Below are 18598 nucleotides of genomic sequence, written 5' to 3'. Positions count from 1 at the left end.
AGTGAGCCTTTTCTTCATTGCCGTGAGTCAAGCCCATGCCGTTCGATGCCGCTTCGCAGCCCCAGTCAGTGCCACGCTGGCGCAGCCTCAGTGCCGAGGAGGGCGACAGCTGGCTGAGCCTGTCCCTCGAAGGCCGCCCGCTGATCCAGTTGCGCCTGGAGGTGGGTGCTACCCTGCATGTTCACCTTGAGCGCCTGTGCCCCGAGCGCCCCTATCAGGCCTTGTGGGCCGCCTGTTACTGGCTGCTGGCCCGTGATACGGCCTGCCAGCGCCTTGCCTGGCACCTGCCCGAGGCGTTGCCCCAGGCGTTGTCTCGGGCATTGACCAGTGGCCTGCTCCTGGCCGACCAGCAGCCTGGCCAATACCTGTGCGAGCGGGCACTGTTCTGGCAGCTACCGCAGCCGTGGCTGGGCGAGTCGGCCAACGAGGCATACCCGCAGCAGATGCAGATCAGCAACGGCAAGCGCCACCCGCGCCGTGCGCCCAAGCCCCGTGGCGAGGTGTACCGGCGCTTCGATGCACGCCTGGGCAGTTGGGTGTCGCTGCGTACCTTGGAAATCGAGCATGACCTGGAGCGCTTCAATCGCTGGCAGAACAACCCACGGGTGGAGGCGTTCTGGCAGGAGGGTGGCACCCTTGCGCAGCATCGCGAGTACCTGGGCAAGCTCGAGGCCGACCCGCATACCCTGACGCTGATCGGCTGCTTCGATGACCAGCCGTTTGCCTACTTTGAGGCGTACTGGGCCAAGGAAGACCGCATCGCGCCGTTCTACCCGGCCGATGACTATGACCGTGGCATCCACATGCTGGTAGGGGAGGAGAGCCACCGCGGGCCGCACAAGGTGGCCAGCTGGCTATCGGCGCTGGTGCACTACCTGTTCCTGGATGACCCGCGCACCCAGCGGGTGGTGGCCGAGCCGCGTGCCGACAACGGCAAGATGATCGGCTACATGCACGACCAGTGCTTCCATTGCGACAAGGAGTTCGACTTCCCGCACAAGCGTGCGGCGTTGATGATTCTGGGGCGGGAACGGTTTTTCGACCGCTGCAAACTGGCTTGATATCGAGGTGGCTTCTTCGCGGGCGTGCTCGCGAAGAAGCGAACTCTGCTTGATCAGGCCTGGCGACTGGCCGTCTTGCGGCAATGTACCAGCGCATCGCGGATCATGAAGTTGACCAGCGTCGGCGACACTCCCAGCTCCTTGGCAATGTCCTTCTGCGGCACGCCATGCAGGCGGTACATCTCGAAGGCATAGCGGGTGCGCTGGGGCAGTTCGTTCAGCGCTTCGGCAATGTCATCCAGCGCGGCAAGGTTGATATGGGTGGCTTCGGGGGAGGCATTTTGCACGACCACGTTCAGGCCTTCCTCCTCGCTGCCGGAGTACTTCAACTCCATGGCCTGCTTGCGGTAGTGGTCGATGGCCAGGTTGCGCACGATCTGGAACAGGTAGCTCAGCTGTGCCTTGAATGACGAGGTGATCTGCGGGGCGGCGCTGAGCCGGAAAAAGGCGTCCTGCACCACATCTTCGGCGCGCGACCGGCAGCCGGTGATGCGGGCAGCGATCTTGACCAGGATGCTGCGGTTGTCGACGAAGGCCTGCAGTAATGGTGAATCGCACTTACTTGTGGATAGTTGTTCCGCCATGGAAATCACCTTGTCACAGAGGGGAAAGGACGCTCCCAAAGTTGGGAAGCTTCCTACGACGGGCGACAAGCTATTCAGAATGATAATAATTGTCAAATGCGAAATGTAATTAGTTTCATGCAGTTTCAGTTCTAAGATGGAGGGGGTGGTTGGGTGCATGTCGGGGCACTTTCGGCGCCTGTGAGATCTCTCAAGGCAAACACCCGGCAACCCTCACGCGCCCCAAAGCCTCACCGCCGCTAATTTCTCCCCCCGCCCATCCGTTCCCCTGTGTACACCCCAGGCCGCCACACGCCGCCGCGCCACGTTCGCGCAGCAGCCGGCCCGACCCAACCAGACACTGGCAGGAACACCCCATGACGGACGCCTTCGAACTCCCGCTCTCGCTGGTCCAGGCCTTGGCGCAACGCGCCGCGCAGACCCCGGACAAAGTCGCCTTGCGCTTTCTGGCCGACGCGCCCGGCGAGCAGGCCGTGCTCAGCTATCGGGACCTCGACCAGCGTGCGCGCACCATCGCCGCTGCCTTGCAGGCCCGAGCCGGCTTGGGCGACCGTGCAGTGCTGCTGTTCCCCAGCGGGCCAGACTACGTGGCGGCGTTCTTCGGCTGCCTGTATGCCGGTGTGATTGCAGTGCCGGCCTACCCGCCGGAGTCCGCGCGCCAGCACCACCAGCAGCGCTTGCTGTCGATCATCGACGACGCCGAGCCGCGCCTGCTGCTGACCGTTGCGGCACTGCACGGCAGCCTGCAGGGCCTGGAGGCCCTGGCGGCGGCCAACGCACCCGAGTTGCTGGCGGTGGATGGCCTGGACCCGGCGCTGGCTGCGAACTGGCGCGAGCCCGCGCTCAAGGGTGATGACATCGCCTTCCTGCAGTACACCTCCGGCTCCACCGCATTGCCCAAGGGTGTGCAGGTCAGCCATGGCAACCTGGTGGCCAACGAACAACTGATCCGCCAAGGCTTTGGCATCGACCTCAACCCCGACGACGTGATCGTCAGCTGGCTGCCGCTTTACCACGACATGGGCCTGATTGGCGGCCTGCTGCAGCCGATCTTCAGTGGCGTGCCCTGCGTACTGATGTCGCCGGGCTACTTCCTGGCTCGGCCGCTGCGCTGGTTGCAGGCCATCAGTGAATACGGCGGTACCATCAGCGGCGGCCCCGACTTCGCCTACCGGCTGTGCAGCGAACGGGTCAGCGAAGCCTCGCTGGCCGGGCTCGACCTCAGCCGTTGGCGGGTGGCCTATTCCGGCTCCGAGCCGATCCGCCAGGACAGCCTGGCGACCTTCGCCGACAAGTTCCAGGCCTGCGGCTTCGACCCACAGAGCTTCTTCGCCAGCTACGGCCTGGCCGAGGCGACCCTGTTCGTCAGCGGCAGCCGCCGTGGCCAGGGCATCGCCGCATTGGAGCTGGACGCCGAAGCCTTCGCCGCCAACCGTGCGGAACCTGGCAAGGGCAGTGTGCTGATTAGCTGTGGCTACCCGCAGCCCGGGCATGCCGTGCGCATTGTCGAACCACAACGCCAGCAGGTGCTGGGCGACAACCAGGTGGGCGAGATCTGGGCCGGCGGCCCGAGCATCGCCCTGGGTTACTGGCGCAACCCCGAGGCCAGTGCCCGCACCTTCGTCGAGATGGACGGCCAGACCTGGCTGCGTACCGGCGACCTGGGCTTCATGCGCGAAGGCGAAGTGTTTGTCACCGGGCGCCTGAAAGACATGCTGATCGTGCGTGGGCAGAACCTGTACCCGCAGGACCTGGAAAAAACCCTCGAGCGCGAAGTGGATGTGCTGCGCAAAGGCCGGGTGGCGGTGTTCGCCGTTGAGCAGCAAGGCGAGGAGGGCATCGGCGTGGCGGTGGAAGTCAGCCGCAACGTGCAGAAGGCGATCAAACCCCAGGACCTGATCAAGACCCTGCGCCAGGTGATCGCCGACGCCTGCCGCCAGGCCCCGGCGGTGGTCCTGCTGCTGAACCCGGGCGCGCTGCCCAAGACCTCCAGCGGCAAGCTGCAGCGTTCGGCCTGCCGCCTGCGCATGGACGATGGCAGCCTGGACTGCTATGCCCGCTTCCCTGAGGTGGGCGAGCCCGTTGCCACGGGGGCAGCCAGCGATGAACTACAGGCACGCATCGCCGGTGTGTGGCGCGACATCCTCAAGGTCGAGGCGGTGGCGGCAGACGACCACTTCCTGCTGCTGGGCGGCAATTCCATCGCCGCCACCCACGCCACCGCACGCCTGGCCGATGAACTGGGCATCAACCTGGGCCTGCGCACCTTGTTCGAGGCACCGGTACTGGCTGATTACGCCAAGGCCGTGGCCGCGATCATCACCGAAGGCGGTGGCCAGGTCGTCGCCATCGCCACCCTGGAGCGCGCCCAGGCGCTGCCCCAGTCGCTGGCGCAAAACCGCTTGTGGCTGCTATGGCAGTTGGACCCGCAGTCGGCGGCCTACAACATTCCAGCCGGCCTGCAACTGCGTGGTGAGCTGGACGAAAGCGCCCTGGAAGCAGCCTTCCAGGCGCTGGTGGCGCGCCACGAATCGCTGCGTACCCTGTTTGCCGAAGAGAACGGCCAGGCCCTGCAGCGCATCCTGCCGCAACAGGCGTTCAACCTTCACCGTCTGGACCTCGAAGGCCAGGCCGCCGAACAGGTCGCCGCCCAGCGTGAAACCGAGGCCCGCCAGCCGTTCGACCTGACCCGTGGGCCATTGCTGCGGGTAACCCTGGCGCGCCTTGACGATGAACACCATCAGCTATGGGTGACCCTGCACCATATCGTCGCCGATGGCTGGTCGCTGAACATCCTGCTCGACGAATTCGCCAAACTGTACGCCGCCCGTTGCCAAGGCCTTGAGGCCAGCCTGGCAGCGCTGACCCTGGGTTACGCCGACTACGGCACCTGGCAGCGACAGTGGCTGGGCGCAGGCGAAGCCGAGCGTCAGTTGCAGTACTGGCAGGTGCGCCTGGGGGACGAATTACCGGTGCTCGACCTGTGCACCGACCACCCGCGCGCCAGCCAGCGCGACCACCGTGCCGCCCGCTTCAGCCTCAAGGTACCGGCCAGGCTCACCGAGGCGCTCAAGGGCCTGGCCCGCGAACAGCAGGCCAGCCTGTTCATGGTCCTGCTGGCCGGCTGGCAGGCGCTGCTGCACCGCTACAGCGGCCAGGCCGATATCCGTGTCGGCGTGCCCAACGCCAACCGCCCGCGCCTGGAAACCCAAGGTATGGTCGGCTTCTTCATCAATACCCAGGTACTGCGTGCGCAACTTGATGGCCGCCTGCCGTTCGATCAGCTGTTGGCCCAGGTGCGCCAGGCCACCCTGGACGCCCAAGCCAACCAGGACCTGCCGTTCGAGCAACTGGTCGAAGCCTTGCCCGAGGCTCGCGAGCAAGGCCTGTTCCAGGTCATGTTCAACCACCAGCAACGTGACCTGTCTGCCCTGCGCCGCCTGCCGGGCCTGCTGGCCGAAGAACTGCCGTGGCACAGTCGCGAAGCCAAGTTCGACTTGCAGTTGCACAGTGAGGAAGACCACCAGGGCCGCCTGAGCCTGGCCTTCGACTATGCCGCAGAACTGTTCGACGCCAGCACCGTCAAGCGCCTGGCCCAGCACCTGCTGGCCCTGCTGGAGCAGGTGTGCGCCGAGCCGCAGCGGGCGCTGGGCGAGGTGCAATTGCTCGACGAGCCTGGCCGCGCGCAACTGCTGAGCTGGGGCCAGGCACCGGTAGCGGCGCCACAGCGTCTGCTGGTCGAGCAGCTCAATGAACAGGCACGCCTGACCCCGCAGCGCACCGCCCTGGTGTGGGACGGTGGCAGCCTGGACTACGCCGAGCTGCACCAGCAAGCCAACCGTCTGGCCCACTACCTGCGTGACAAAGGCGTCGGCCCCGACACCTGCGTGGCCATCGCCGTCGAGCGTTCGCCGCAGCTGCTGGTCGGCTTGCTGGCCATCCTCAAGGCCGGTGGCGCCTATGTGCCACTGGACGTCGATTACCCGGCCGAGCGCCTGGCCTACATGCTCGCCGATTGCAACGCTGGCCTGCTGCTGAGCCACAGCAACCTGCTGGGCAGGCTGCCACAGGTCGAGGGCGTCAGCGCCATCGCCCTCGACCAGTTGCACCTGGACAGCTGGCCCGCCCACGCGCCAGGCCTGCACCTGCATGGCGACAACCTGGCTTACGTGATCTATACCTCCGGCACCACCGGCCAGCCAAAAGGCGTGGGCAATACCCATGCAGCACTGGCCGAACGCCTGCAGTGGATGCAGGCCACTTATGCGCTGAATGACAGCGACGTGCTGATGCAGAAGGCGCCGATCAGTTTCGACGTATCGGTGTGGGAATGCTTCTGGCCGCTGCTGACCGGTTGCAAGCTGGTGCTCGCCGGCCCCGGCGAGCACCGCGACCCGCAGCGCATCGCCGCGCTGGTGCAGGCCCATGGCGTGACCACGCTGCACTTCGTGCCGCCGCTGTTGCAGGTGTTCATCCAGGAGCCGCAGGCGGGTGCCTGCAGCAGCCTGCGCCGGCTGTTCTCCGGTGGCGAAGCGCTGTCTGCCGCGCTGCGTGACCGCGTGCTGCAGGTGCTGCCACAGGTGCAATTGCACAACCGCTATGGCCCGACCGAAACCGCCATCAACGTCACCCACTGGCACTGCCAGGCTACCGATGGCGAGCGCTCGCCGATCGGCCGCCCGTTGGGCAATGTGCTGTGCCGCGTGCTGGACGACGAGCTGGAACTGACGGCCCCTGGCGTACCGGGCGAACTGTACCTCGGCGGTGCAGGCCTGGCCCGTGGCTACCTGGGCCGCCCGGGCCTCACTGCCGAGCGCTTCGTGCCCCGGGCCGACGGCAATGGCGAACGCCTGTACCGCAGTGGCGACCGCGCCCGCTGGCAGGTGCAGACCGAGGCGCTGGAGTACCTTGGCCGCCTCGACCAGCAGGTCAAGGTGCGCGGCTTCCGGGTCGAGCCCGAGGAAGTCCAGGCCTGCCTGCTGGCGCAAGTGGGGGTCGAACAGGCACTGGTGCTGATCCACAAGGATGCCGTCGGCGCGCAACTGGTCGGTTACTACAGTGGCAGCGCCCAGCCTGATGCATTGCTGACGGTGCTGGCTGAACAACTACCGGCCTACATGGTGCCGGCACAACTCATCCCGCTGGCGCAGATGCCGCTGGGCCCCAGCGGCAAGGTCGATCGCAAGGCATTGCCGGCCCCGGTGTGGCAGCAGCGTGAGCACGTCGAGCCACAAACCGAGCTGCAGCAGCAGGTTGCCGCCATCTGGCGCGAGGTGCTGAACCTGCCGCGCATCGGCCTGCAGGATGACTTCTTCGCCCTCGGCGGCCATTCGCTGCTGGCCACTCAAATTGTTTCGCGCACGCGTCAGGCCTGCGATGTCGAGCTACCGCTCAAGGCCCTGTTCGAAGCCAGCGAGCTGGGCGCCTTCTGTGCCGAGATCGCGCGTATCCGCGCTGCCGGTGGGCACAACCTGCAAGGCGCAATCGCCCGTGTCGACCGCCGTCAGGCGGTGCCGCTGTCGTACTCGCAGCAGCGCATGTGGTTCCTCTGGCAAATGGAGCCGGACAGCCCGGCGTACAACGTCGGCGGCATGGCACGCCTGCGCGGCACCCTGCATGTGGATGCCTTCGAGCGTGCGCTGCAGGCGCTGGTGGTGCGCCACGAAACCCTGCGCACCACCTTCCCCAGCATCGATGGCGTGCCGTACCAGTGCGTGGCCGAAGACAGCAGCCTGCACCTCGACTGGCAGGACTTCAGCGCCTTGCCCGCCGATGCCCGCCAACTACGCCTGCAACAACTGGCCGACGACCAGGCGCACCAGCCGTTCGATCTGGAGCGCGGCCCGCTGCTGCGCGCTTGCCTGGTCAAAGCCGAGGAGCGTGAGCACTTCTTCGTACTGACCCTGCACCACATCGTCACCGAAGGCTGGGCCATGGACATCTTCGCCCGCGAACTGGGCGAGCTGTACGAGGCCTTCGTCGATGACCGCGAATCGCCGCTGGCGCCGCTGCCGGTGCAGTACCTGGACTACAGCGTGTGGCAACGGCAATGGCTGGAGAGCGGCGAGGGCGCCCGCCAGCTGGCCTACTGGAAGGATCGCCTGGGCGACGAACACCCGGTGCTGGCGTTGCCTGCCGACCGCCCGCGCCCGGCAGTGCAGAGCCACCGTGGCGAGCTGTACCGTTTCGAGCTCGACCCGGCGCTGGTCGCCCGCGTACATGCCTTCAACAGCCAGCGCGGCCTGACCCTGTTCATGACCATGACAGCCACCCTGGCCGCCTTGTTGCACCGCTACAGCGGCCAGCGTGACCTGCGCATTGGCGCGCCGGTGGCCAACCGCATCCGCCCGGAAAGCGAAGGGCTGATCGGCGCGTTCCTCAACACCCAGGTGCTGCGTTGCGAGCTGGACGGCCAGATGAGCGCCGCACAGTTGCTGGAGCAGATGCGCCAGGTTGCCATCGAAGGCCAGTCGCACCAGGACCTGCCGTTCGACCAGTTGGTGGAAGCCCTGCAGCCACCGCGCAGCAGCGCCTACAACCCGCTGTTCCAGGTGATGTGCAACGTGCAGCGCTGGGCCTTCCAGCAAAGCCGCCTGCTGGCCGGCATGCAGGTGGACTACCTGGTCAACGACGCCAGCGCCACCAAGTTCGACCTGTACCTGGAGGTGACCGACCTCGACGGCCGCCTGGGTTGTTGCCTGACCTACAGCCGTGACCTGTTCGACGAACCACGCATCGCACGCATGGCCGAGCACTGGCAGCAACTGCTGGCCGGCCTGCTCGACAACCCGCAGCAGCGCCTGTGCGAGCTGCCGATGCTGAGTAGCGCCGAGCAGCAGGTGCTGGCGGGCCAGTTGCAGGGCGAGCAAGACCTCGACCTCGGCCAGACCCTGCACGGCCTGTTCGCCGCCCAGGCTGCGCGCACGCCGCGTGCAGGTGCGTTGACCTTCGCCGGCCAGCACATGACCTATGCCGAACTCGACCAGCAGGCCAATCGCCTGGCCCGCGCCCTGCGCGAGCGTGGCGTCGGCCCGCAGGTGCGCGTGGGCCTGGCGCTGGAGCGTTCGCTGGAAATGGTCGTCGGCCTGCTGGCCATCCTCAAGGCGGGCGGCGCCTACGTGCCGCTCGACCCCGAATATCCGCTCGACCGCCTGCGCTACATGATCGAAGACAGCCGCATCGGCCTGCTGCTCAGCCAGCGCGCGCTGCTGCAAACCCTGGGCGAGCTGCCCGAAGGCGTGGCGCGCTGGAGCCTGGAGGACGACAGCGCCAGCCTGTCGGCCTACAGCGATGCGCCGCTGGACAACCTCAACCTGCCGCAGCACCAGGCCTACCTGATCTACACCTCCGGCTCCACCGGCAAGCCCAAGGGCGTGGTAGTCAGCCACGGCGAGTTCGCCATGCATTGCCAGGCGGTGATCGCCGCGTTCGGCATGCGCAGCGATGACTGCGAGCTGCACTTCTATTCGATCAATTTCGATGCCGCCAGCGAACGCCTGTGGGTGCCGCTGCTGTGTGGCGCCCGCGTGGTGTTGCGTGCCCAGGGGCAGTGGGGTGCCGAAGACATCTGTCAGCTGGTGCGCGAGCAGCAGGTGAGCATCCTCGGCTTCACGCCTAGCTACGGTAGCCAGTTGGCGCAGTACCTGGCCGGGCAGGGCGAGCAGTTGCCCGTGCGCCTGGTCATTACCGGTGGTGAAGCGCTGACCGGCGAACACCTGCAGCGCATCCGCCAGGCCTTCGCGCCGCAGCAGTTCTTCAACGCCTACGGGCCGACCGAAACCGTGGTCATGCCGCTGGCCTGCCTGGCACCACAGACACTGCCAGCGGAGCTTGGCAGCGTACCGATCGGCCGCGTCATCGGTAGCCGCACGGCCTACATCCTTGACGAGGACCTTGCCCTGTTGCCACAAGGCGGTATTGGCGAGCTGTATGTCGGCGGTGCCGGCCTGGCCCAGGGGTACCACGACCGCCCGGGCCTCAGCGCCGAGCGCTTCGTCGCCGACCCGTTCAGCAGCGAAGGCGGGCGCCTGTACCGCACCGGTGACCTGGTGCGCCTGGGCAGCGATGGCCTGGTCGAGTACGTCGGCCGCGCCGACCAGCAGGTGAAGATTCGCGGTTTCCGCATCGAACTGGGCGAAATCGAAAGCCGCCTGCAGGCGCATGCCGATGTCGATGAAGCCGTGGTGCTGGCCCTCGACTTGCCGGGCGGCAAGCAGCTGGTGGCTTACCTGGTGTGCAAGCAGGCCGCTGCCGACAGCGAGGCCCAGGGCCTGCTGCGCGACGCGGTGAAGGCCGATGCCCGCCAGCACCTGCCGGACTACATGGTGCCGGCGCACCTTGTGCTGCTCGACAGCCTGCCGCTGATGGGCAACGGCAAGCTCGACCGTCGTGCGCTGCCGCTGCCGGACCTGGAGCAGGCTCGCCAGCAGTACCAGGCGCCCGGCAACCCGGTTGAAGCGCAACTGGCGCAGATCTGGTGCGACGTGCTCAACGTTGCCCGGGTCGGCGTGCAGGACAACTTCTTCGAGCTGGGCGGCGACTCGATCCTGTCCATCCAGGTGGTCAGCCGGGCCCGTCAGGCCGGTTTGCAGTTCACCCCGCGCGACCTGTTCCAGCATCAGACCATCCAGACCCTGGCGGCCGTCGTTCGGCACAGCGAAGCCGCCAGCAGCATCGAACAGGGCCAGCGCCAGGGCCAGACCGGCCTCACGCCGATCCAGCACTGGTTCTTCGACAGTGAAGTGCCACAGCCGCAGCACTGGAACCAGGCCGTTCTGCTGGAGGTGCGCAAGCCGCTGGATGAAGGGGTACTGGAGCACGCCTTGGCCGCCCTGGTGCAGCACCACGACAGCCTGCGCCTGCGCTTCAGCCAGGCCCAGGGCCGTTGGCAGGCCGAATATGCCCAGCCTGGCACCGGGCAATTGCTATGGACAGCCACGGTTGCCGACTTCGCCGATTGCCAACCGCTGTACACCGACCTGCAACGCAGCCTCGACCTGCAGCAGGGCCCGCTGTTACGCGCCTTGCTGGTAAAGGACGGGCAAGGCAGCCAGCGCCTGTTGCTGGCGATCCATCACCTGGTGGTCGATGGCGTGTCGTGGCGCGTGCTGCTGGAAGACCTGCAGGCGCTGTACCGTGGCCAGCCGCTGGCGGCCAAGACCCATGCCATGGGCGACTGGGCCGCACGCCTGGCCAGCTACGCCGGCAGCGATTCGCTGCGCGACGAGCTGGGCTGGTGGCAAGGCCAGTTGGGTGGTGTGCGCCGCGAACTGCCATGCGATCACCCGCAGGGCGGCAACCTGCACCGTCACGCCCGTACCCTGGCCATCGGCCTGGATGTGGTGCAGACCCGGCAGTTGCTGCAACAGGCCCCGGCGGCCTATCACACCCAGGTCAATGACCTGCTGCTGACCGCGCTGGCACGTGCCCTGTGCCGCTGGAGCGGTGACGAAGAAGTGCTGGTACAGCTTGAAGGCCATGGCCGCGACGGGCTGTTCGAAGACATGGACCTGACCCGCAGCGTCGGTTGGTTCACCAACGCTTATCCACTGAGCCTGCGCCCGCTGCCTGGCGAGGACGACGCGGCGCGGGCCGGTTCGATCAAGCGCATCAAGGAGCAGCTGCGCCAGGTGCCGCACAAAGGGCTGGGTTACGGTGTGTTGCGCTACCTGGCGGATGAGGCCGGGCGCGAGCAGATGGCGGCCTTGCCGCAGGCGCGTATCACCTTCAACTACCTGGGCCAGTTCGACCAGCAGTTCGACAGCTCTGCCCTGTTCCAGCCAATGGACGCCCCGGCCGGCCTGGCCCACGACCTCGATGCACCGCTGCCCAACTGGCTGAGTGTCGATGGCCAGGTGTATGGCGGTGCCTTGCAACTGCGTTGGACCTTCAGCACCGAGCGCTATGACGAGCGGACCATCGCCCGCCTGGCCGAGGCTTATCGCCAGGAGCTGCTGGCACTGGTCGAGCATTGCCTGGCTGATGGCAACGGCAGCTTCACGCCGTCGGACTTCCCGCTGGCGCACCTGACCCAGGCGCAGATCGACGCGCTGCCGGTACCGGCTGCGCAGATCGAGGACGTCTACCCGCTGACGCCGATGCAGGAGGGCATGCTGTTGCACACCCTGCTGGAGCCGGGCACCGGCCTCTATTACATGCAGGACCGCTACCGCATCAACAGCGCGCTCGACCCCGAGCGCTTCGCCCAGGCCTGGCAGGCGGTAGTGGCGCGCCACGAAGCGCTACGCGCATCGTTCAGTTGGAATACCGGCGAGGCGATGCTGCAGATCATCCACAAGCCGGGCAACACACCGGTGGACTACCAGGACTGGCGTGGCCTCGATGACGACGCCCAGGAGCAGCGCCTGCAGGCCCTGCACAAGCAGGAACGCGAGGCGGGTTTCGCCCTGCTCAGCGAGGCGCCGTTCCACCTGCGCCTGGTGCGTGTGGCCGACGAGCGCTACTGGTTCATGATGAGCAACCACCACATCCTCATCGATGCCTGGTGCCGCTCGTTGTTGATGAACGACTTCTTCGAGGTCTACCAGGCCCTTGGCGAAGGCCGTCAGGCCCAACTGCCGGTGCCGCCGCGCTACCGCGACTATATCGGCTGGCTGCAACGCCAGGGCCTGGACGACGCGCGCGCCTGGTGGCAGGCCAACCTGGCTGGCTTCGAGCGCGCCACCTCCATCCCCAGCGACCGCCCGCTGCGCCACGACCATGCCGGTAGCGGCATGATCGTCGGTGACTGCTACACCCGCCTGGCAGTAAGCGACGGCGTGCGCCTGCGCGAACTGGCCCAGGCCCACCAGCTCACCGTCAACACCTTTGCCCAGGCGGCCTGGGCCCTGGTACTGGCGCGCTACAGCGGCGACCGCGACGTGGCCTTTGGCGTGACCGTGGCCGGGCGCCCGGTGAGCATGCCGCAGATGCAGCGTACCGTCGGCCTGTTCATCAACAGCGTCGCCTTGCGCGTGCAGTTGCCGGTTGCCGGTGAGCGCTGCAGTGTGCGCCAGTGGTTGCAAGGCCTGCTGGAGCGCAACATGGAGCTGCGCGAGTACGAATACCTGCCGCTGGTGGCGATCCAGGAATGCAGCGAACTGCCCAAGGGTCAGCCGCTGTTCGACAGCCTGTTCGTGTTCGAGAACGCGCCGGTGGAAACCGCCGTGCTCGACCACGCCCAGCACCTGAATGCCAGTTCCGACTCGGGCCGTACCCACACCAACTTCCCGCTCACGGCGGTGTGCTACCCGGGCGATGACCTCGGCCTGCACCTGTCGTTCGACCAGCGCTACTTCGACTACCCAACCGTCGAGCGCCTGCTGGCCGAGTTCAAGCGCCTGCTGCTGGCGCTGGTGCAGGGCTTTGAAGGGGAGGTGGGTGAACTGCCGTTGCTTGGCACCGAAGAACAGCGCTTCCTGCTGGAAGACTGCAACCGTACCGAACGGTCTTATCCGCTGGAGCAGAGCTACATCGCGCAGTTCGAAGCACAAGTGGCCGCGCATCCGCAGCGTACTGTGGCCCGTTGCCTGGAAGCCTCCTATGACTACGCCGGGCTGAACCTGGCGGCCAACCGCCTGGGCCATGCTCTGGTGGCTTCCGGGGTCCGCGTGGATCAGCCGGTGGCATTGCTGGCCGAACGCGGGTTGCCGTTGCTGGGCATGATCGTCGGCAGCTTCAAGGCTGGCGCTGGCTACCTGCCGCTGGACCCTGGCCTGCCGGCAGCGCGCCTGCAAAGCATCATCCAGCTCAGCGGCACGCCGGTGCTGGTGTGCAGTGCAGCCTGTGCTGAGCAAGGGCAGCTGTTGCTGGATGAGCTGGAGCTGGCGACACGGCCGCAGCTGCTGGTTTGGGAAGACATCCAGGCCAGTGCCGTTGCCAGCCACAACCCAGGCATCCACAGCGGGCCGGATAACCTCGCCTATGTGATCTACACCTCAGGCTCCACCGGCCTGCCGAAGGGGGTGATGGTCGAGCAGCGCGGCATGCTCAACAACCAGTTGAGCAAGGTGCCGTACCTGGCGCTCAGCGAGCAGGACGTGGTCGCCCAGACGGCCTCGCAGAGCTTCGACATTTCCGTGTGGCAGTTCCTTGCCGCGCCGTTGTTCGGCGCCAAAGTGGAGATTGTGCCGAACGCCATCGCCCATGACCCGCAGGGCCTGCTGACGCATGTGCAGGCTACCGGCATCACCGTACTGGAAAGTGTGCCGTCGTTGATCCAGGGCATGCTGGCCAACGACCATCAGGCGCTCGACGGGTTGCGCTGGATGCTGCCGACCGGCGAAGCCATGCCACCGGAGCTGGCAGCGCAGTGGCTGCAGCGTTACCCGCAGATCGGCCTGGTCAACGCCTATGGCCCGGCGGAGTGCTCCGATGATGTGGCGTTCTTCCGCGTCGATGCCGCCTCGACCCGTGGCAGCTACCTGCCGATCGGCACGCCGACCGACAACAACCGCCTGTACCTGTTCGGCGAGGACCAGGCGCTGGTGCCACTGGGGGCGGTGGGCGAGCTGTGCGTGGCTGGCACCGGCGTGGGCCGTGGTTATGTCGGCGACCCGGTGCGCACGGCGCTGGCGTTCATCCCCCATCCTCATGGTGCGCCGGGCGAACGCCTGTACCGCACCGGTGACCTGGCGCGGCAGCGCCCGGACGGGGTGCTGGAGTATGTCGGGCGCATCGACCACCAGGTAAAGATTCGCGGCTACCGCATCGAACTGGGCGAGATCGAAGCCCGTCTGCACGAGCAGGCGGAGATCCGCGACGCTGCCGTTGGCGTGCAGGAGGGCGCCAATGGCAAGCACTTGGTGGGCTACCTGGTGGCGCATCAGGGCATTGCAGCCGACGCTGTGTTGCTGGAGCAGCTCAAGCAGCGCCTGCGTGCCGAGTTGCCGGAGTACATGGTGCCGCTGCACTGGGGCTGGTTCGACAGCCTGCCGCACAACGCCAACGGCAAGCTCGACCGCAAGGCCCTGCCGGCCATCGACATCGGTGGCCAGCACAGCCAGGCCTACCAGGCGCCGCGCAACGAGCTGGAGGAGGTACTGGCCGGTGTCTGGGCCGATGTGCTCAAGGCCGAGCGGGTAGGGGTGCACGACAACTTCTTCGAGTTGGGTGGGCATTCGCTGCTGGCCACGCAGATCGCCTCGCGGGTGCAGAAGGAATTACAACTGAACGTGCCGCTACGGGCGATGTTCGAGTGCAGCACGGTAGAGGAGCTGGCCGAGTATGTGCAGGGGTTGCAGGGCAGTGCGCTGGATGACGACAAGGTAGACCGGCTCAGTGACCTGATGGCGGAGCTGGAGGGGTTGTAGGGTTAGGGTTTCGCCTTGAGTTTTGCGGGGCGGCGGAAATCGAGCGCCGCCCGCGCGGCGCATCGCGAGCAAGCTCGCTCCTACATTTGTTTCGGGCCAGTAACGCCTGTGCCAACGCGCGCGACCGCCTTGTTTGTTCGGCACAATAGCGTGATGGACGCCAAGGGGCCGCGCGCCTCTGCCTCAGGAATTATTGGCCCGAAACAAATGTAGGAGCGAGCTTGCTCGCGATGCGCCGCGCGGGCGGCGCTCGATCTACGCCTCACCGCAAAACCCCCGACATGCGCTACCGCTTGCCGAGAATCTTCCCAAGCAACTCCGGCCGTGGTGCGCCTTGCTGGCTCTGCAGGTTGCCCTGGTCATCCTGATAGAAAATCGCCGGGGTCGCCTGCAAGCCCATTTCTTCCATCAGCGCCATGTTCGCCGCCAGCTTCTGCTGCACCGCCTCCGGCACCTGCTCCAGTGCCTTCAACTTGCTGGCCTTGCCTGCTTTTTCATGCTCGTGCAGTGCCTGGGCCGGGTCTTTCGCCGCCAGCAGCGCCGCCGACTTGCCCGGGCTGTCCTCGCGGATGATGCCGACCATGATATGGCGCAACTGCACCTTGCCCGACTCCACCCACGGCCGCGCCTGTTCCCAGAACATGTTGCAGTACGGGCAGTTGGGGTCGCTGAACAGGTACACCTTGCGCGGTGCATCGTCCTTGCCGTCGGCGATCCAGGCGGTTTTCTCCATCTTCGCCCAGATTTCCTTGCTCATCGGCGCATACACCAGCTTTTTCAGCGGCTCGGCACTGAGGTCCTTGCCCTGTTCGTCGAACAGGCTGCCGACCAGTACATGCTTGCCGTCAGGGGTGAGGTACAGGGCCAGGCCGTTATTCTGGTACTCGGCGGCATACCCGCGCAGGCCGTTGGGGGCGTCGAAGCTGCCTTTGATCACGGCGCCCTTGGCTTGCAGTTGTTGAATCGCCTTGGGCAACTCTTCGGCCTGCAGGGTGGGGGCAGCCAGCAGGGCCAGGGACAGGGGCAGCAGTGCAGTCAATCGCATGTCAGTTTCCTTGTGCGGCAGGGGCGGGCACGGTGGCCCGGTCGAAAGGCTCCAGGGCGTGGCGCAGGCTGGCCCGGGACAGCTCGCCTAGGTGGCTGCCGATCAGCCGCCCGTCGGCGTCGTAGAACAGGGTGGTGGGCAGGGCCATGGAGCCGACGCGCTGGGCCAGCAGGCCGGTACCGTCGAACAGCACGTGGGTCAGGCTCAGGCCGGTGGTGGCGAGGAAGGTGCTGACGTTTTCCGGGGTTTCGCCCTGGTTGACGAACAGGAAGGTCACGTGCGGGTAAGCGCTTTGCGCCTGTTGCAGCACCGGCATTTCGCGTCGGCAGGGTGGGCACCAGGTGGCCCAGATGTTGATGACCAGCGGCTTGCCGCGGTAGCTGTGCAACGCTATGGATTGGCCGCTGGCGTTGCGCAGGCTCAGTTCTGGCAGTTCGGTGCCCTTGCTGTACAAATGGCCGCCGAGGCTGGCCAGGCCCCAGAACAACGCCCCGCTGAACAGCGCCCAGCCCAGCGGGCGGCGCAGGCCCGGGTGGCGCCAGCCCTGCCACAGTGCGCCGAGCACGATGCCAGCAAGGCCCGACCAGAACAGGAAGCCGCCATCACGGATATCGATGATCTGCAGCGGGTCGTCCTGGTACATCGGCCAGTAGGCCAGCACGAAGCCGGCACGTGCGCACAGCAGGCCGACCAGGAACAGGTTGAACAGTGCCGATTCCGGGCTCTCGCCGCCACGCCGGGCGACCCACCAGCCGACCACGCTGGCGATCACCAGGGCGGTGAGCATCAGCAGGTGGTTGAGGGCCATGGTCAGTGGCCCGAGGGTTACGGTCAGCATCAGCCTTGGCTCCTGGTCTGGGTCCAGTGTTGCAGGAAGGCGGCCGCATCCACTTCACCGGTGATGCGCCGCGCACGGCGTTCGTCGCCTTCCGGGCCGACCCAGATGATGCTGGGCGGGCCGGGTACCTGGTAACGCTGCAGCAGGGCCTGGCTGGCCGGGGTGTCGGCGGTCACGTCCAGGCGCAGCAGGTGCACGCCGGCCAGGCCGGCCTGCACGTCGCTGCGGGCGAACACCTGTTTTTCCATGACCTTGCACGACACGCACCAATCGGCATAGTAGTCGAGCATCACCCACTGGCCACGGGCCTTGGCCGCATCCAGTTCGCGTTGCAGGTCTTCGGGGCGGCTGACGGTGACGAAGGCGTCCTCGGCGTGCTGGCCGGCGGCCGGCGCAGCAGCGCCACCGGCGAACGGGCGCAGCGGCTGCCAGAGGTCGTCGCCACCGGCCGCAGCACCCACCAGCAGCAGGCCACCCCACAGGGCACCCAGCAGCGGCACTGCGCGCAACGCCGGCAACCGCTGCAGGGCCGGCCAGGCAGCCCAGGCCAGGGCGATCAGCAAGGCGCCGCTCAGGGCCAGCAGCAAGGCCGCGGGCAGCAGGCCGCGCACGGTGTACAGCGCCATGCCCAGGAACACGAAGCCGAACACGCCCTTGACCCGGTTCATCCAGGCGCCCGGGCGTGGCAGGTAGCGGTTGCCCAGGGTCACCAGCAACAGCAGCGGCACGCCCATGCCCAGGCCGAGGCTGAACAGCACCAGCGCCCCCTGCAGCACGTCGCCGCTCTGGGCGATGTACAGCAACGCGCCGGCCAACGGCGCGGTCATGCAGGGGCCCATGAGCAGGCCGGACAGCGCGCCCAGCAGCGCCGCGCCATACAGGTTGCCGCCACGGGTGCCTTGCCCGGCGCGGTCGAGGCGGTCACGCACAGCGGCGGGCAGTTGCAGTTCGAAGGCGCCGAACATCGGCAGGGCCAGCAGCACGAACAGCCCCGCCAGGCTGCCCAGCAGCCAGGGTTGCTGCAGCCAGGCCTGCAGGCTGGCGCCCAGCAGCGCGGCAACCACGCCCAGGGCGGCATACACCAGGGCCATGCTCAGTACATAGACCCCAGCCAGTACCCAGCCGCGCCGGGCACTGGCGCCATTGCCCAGTACCAGCCCGGCGAGGATCGGCAGCATCGGCAGCGTGCAGGGGGTAAAGGCCAGCAACAGGCCCAGGCCGAAGAACGCCAGCAGGCTCCAGGCCAGGTGGCCTTGTTGCAGGTCGCTGGCCAGGGCCTGGTCAGAGGCTTGTTCGGCCGCTGGCGCCACACTGCCGCCCAGGTCGATCAGCGTGGTTTGCGGCGGGTAGCACAGGCCGGCGTCGGCACAGCCCTGCCAGCCCAGGCGCAGCTGACCCTGGGCATTGGCCGGGAGCAGCAGTTCGAGCTGGTCGCGGTACACCGCACTGTCACCGAAGAATTCGTCGTGGTGGTTGAGGGCGGCTGGCAGTTGCGGGTGCTGTTCGGCAGCCAGGCCGTCGAACTTCAGGCGCTTCTGATACAGGTAGTAGCCTGGCTGAATCTGGAAGAACAGGCGCATCTGGCCATCAGCCTGGCGGTCGTGGGTCAGCACGAAGGCCTGGTTGACCGGCAGGAATGCCGGTTTGACATCGAACGGGTTGGCCTGCAGCGGGCCGGCCAGCAGCAGTGTCAGGAAGAGCAGGAGGACGCGCATGTCTTCGCCTTGGCAGTACATTGAAGGAGGTCATGCTGGCTTGGG

At 66.9% G+C, this 18598-nt stretch carries 6 protein-coding genes; 2 read left to right on the top strand and 4 right to left on the bottom strand.

Features of this window, described 5'->3' with window-relative positions; genetic code table 11:
• Positions 1-35 precede the first annotated feature (35 nt).
• Positions 36-1061, top strand: coding sequence for a GNAT family N-acetyltransferase (locus A4C63_RS11415; protein WP_063912752.1), 1026 nt, complete (start codon positions 36-38; stop codon positions 1059-1061).
• 53 nt (positions 1062-1114) lie between these two features.
• Here the strand turns inward: A4C63_RS11415 and A4C63_RS11410 are convergent, their stop codons facing one another.
• Positions 1115-1645, bottom strand: a complete 531-nt coding sequence (locus A4C63_RS11410; protein WP_015271130.1) for an RNA polymerase factor sigma-70 — start codon at positions 1643-1645, stop codon at positions 1115-1117.
• 356 nt (positions 1646-2001) lie between these two features.
• Here A4C63_RS11410 and A4C63_RS11405 point away from each other — a divergent pair, with 356 nt between their 5' ends.
• Entirely contained in the window at positions 2002-14955 is a 12954-nt protein-coding gene (locus A4C63_RS11405) for a non-ribosomal peptide synthetase (RefSeq protein WP_063912751.1), read from the top strand.
• Between the two features lie 286 nt (positions 14956-15241).
• On the opposite strand, the gene dsbG is transcribed toward A4C63_RS11405, so the two are convergent.
• From dsbG to dsbD, 3 genes are read right to left on the bottom strand one after another with little or no spacing between them, the layout of a single operon-like run.
• Positions 15242-16000: a thiol:disulfide interchange protein DsbG gene (gene dsbG / locus A4C63_RS11400; RefSeq protein ID WP_063912750.1), complete on the bottom strand. Its 759-nt coding sequence runs from the start codon at positions 15998-16000 to the stop codon at positions 15242-15244.
• A gap of 1 nt (position 16001) precedes the next feature.
• On the bottom strand, positions 16002-16838 hold the full coding sequence (locus tag A4C63_RS11395; protein ID WP_063912749.1) for a TlpA disulfide reductase family protein: 837 nt from the start codon (positions 16836-16838) through the stop codon (positions 16002-16004).
• Positions 16838-18553, bottom strand: a complete 1716-nt coding sequence (gene dsbD / locus A4C63_RS11390; RefSeq protein WP_063913075.1) for a protein-disulfide reductase DsbD — start codon at positions 18551-18553, stop codon at positions 16838-16840. Before dsbD ends, A4C63_RS11395 begins: the two co-directional genes overlap by 1 nt.
• Positions 18554-18598 lie beyond the last annotated feature (45 nt).

This window comes from Pseudomonas sp. p21 (assembly GCF_001642705.1).
In the GTDB taxonomy this organism is placed as follows: domain Bacteria; phylum Pseudomonadota; class Gammaproteobacteria; order Pseudomonadales; family Pseudomonadaceae; genus Aquipseudomonas.
Note: the sequence above shows the minus strand (reverse complement) of the source record. Positions and strands in the feature narration are given on the sequence as shown.

Excerpts from the sequence above, each read along its gene's own strand:
- A4C63_RS11415 (WP_063912752.1), top strand. The coding sequence starts at position 36 with ATGCCGTTCGATGCCGCTTCGCAGCCCCAGTCAGTGCCACGCTGGCGC.
- dsbG (WP_063912750.1), bottom strand. The coding sequence starts at position 16,000 with ATGCGATTGACTGCACTGCTGCCCCTGTCCCTGGCCCTGCTGGCTGCC.
- A4C63_RS11410 (WP_015271130.1), bottom strand. The coding sequence starts at position 1,645 with ATGGCGGAACAACTATCCACAAGTAAGTGCGATTCACCATTACTGCAG.
- dsbD (WP_063913075.1), bottom strand. The coding sequence starts at position 18,553 with ATGCGCGTCCTCCTGCTCTTCCTGACACTGCTGCTGGCCGGCCCGCTG.
- A4C63_RS11405 (WP_063912751.1), top strand. The coding sequence starts at position 2,002 with ATGACGGACGCCTTCGAACTCCCGCTCTCGCTGGTCCAGGCCTTGGCG.
- A4C63_RS11395 (WP_063912749.1), bottom strand. The coding sequence starts at position 16,838 with ATGCTGACCGTAACCCTCGGGCCACTGACCATGGCCCTCAACCACCTG.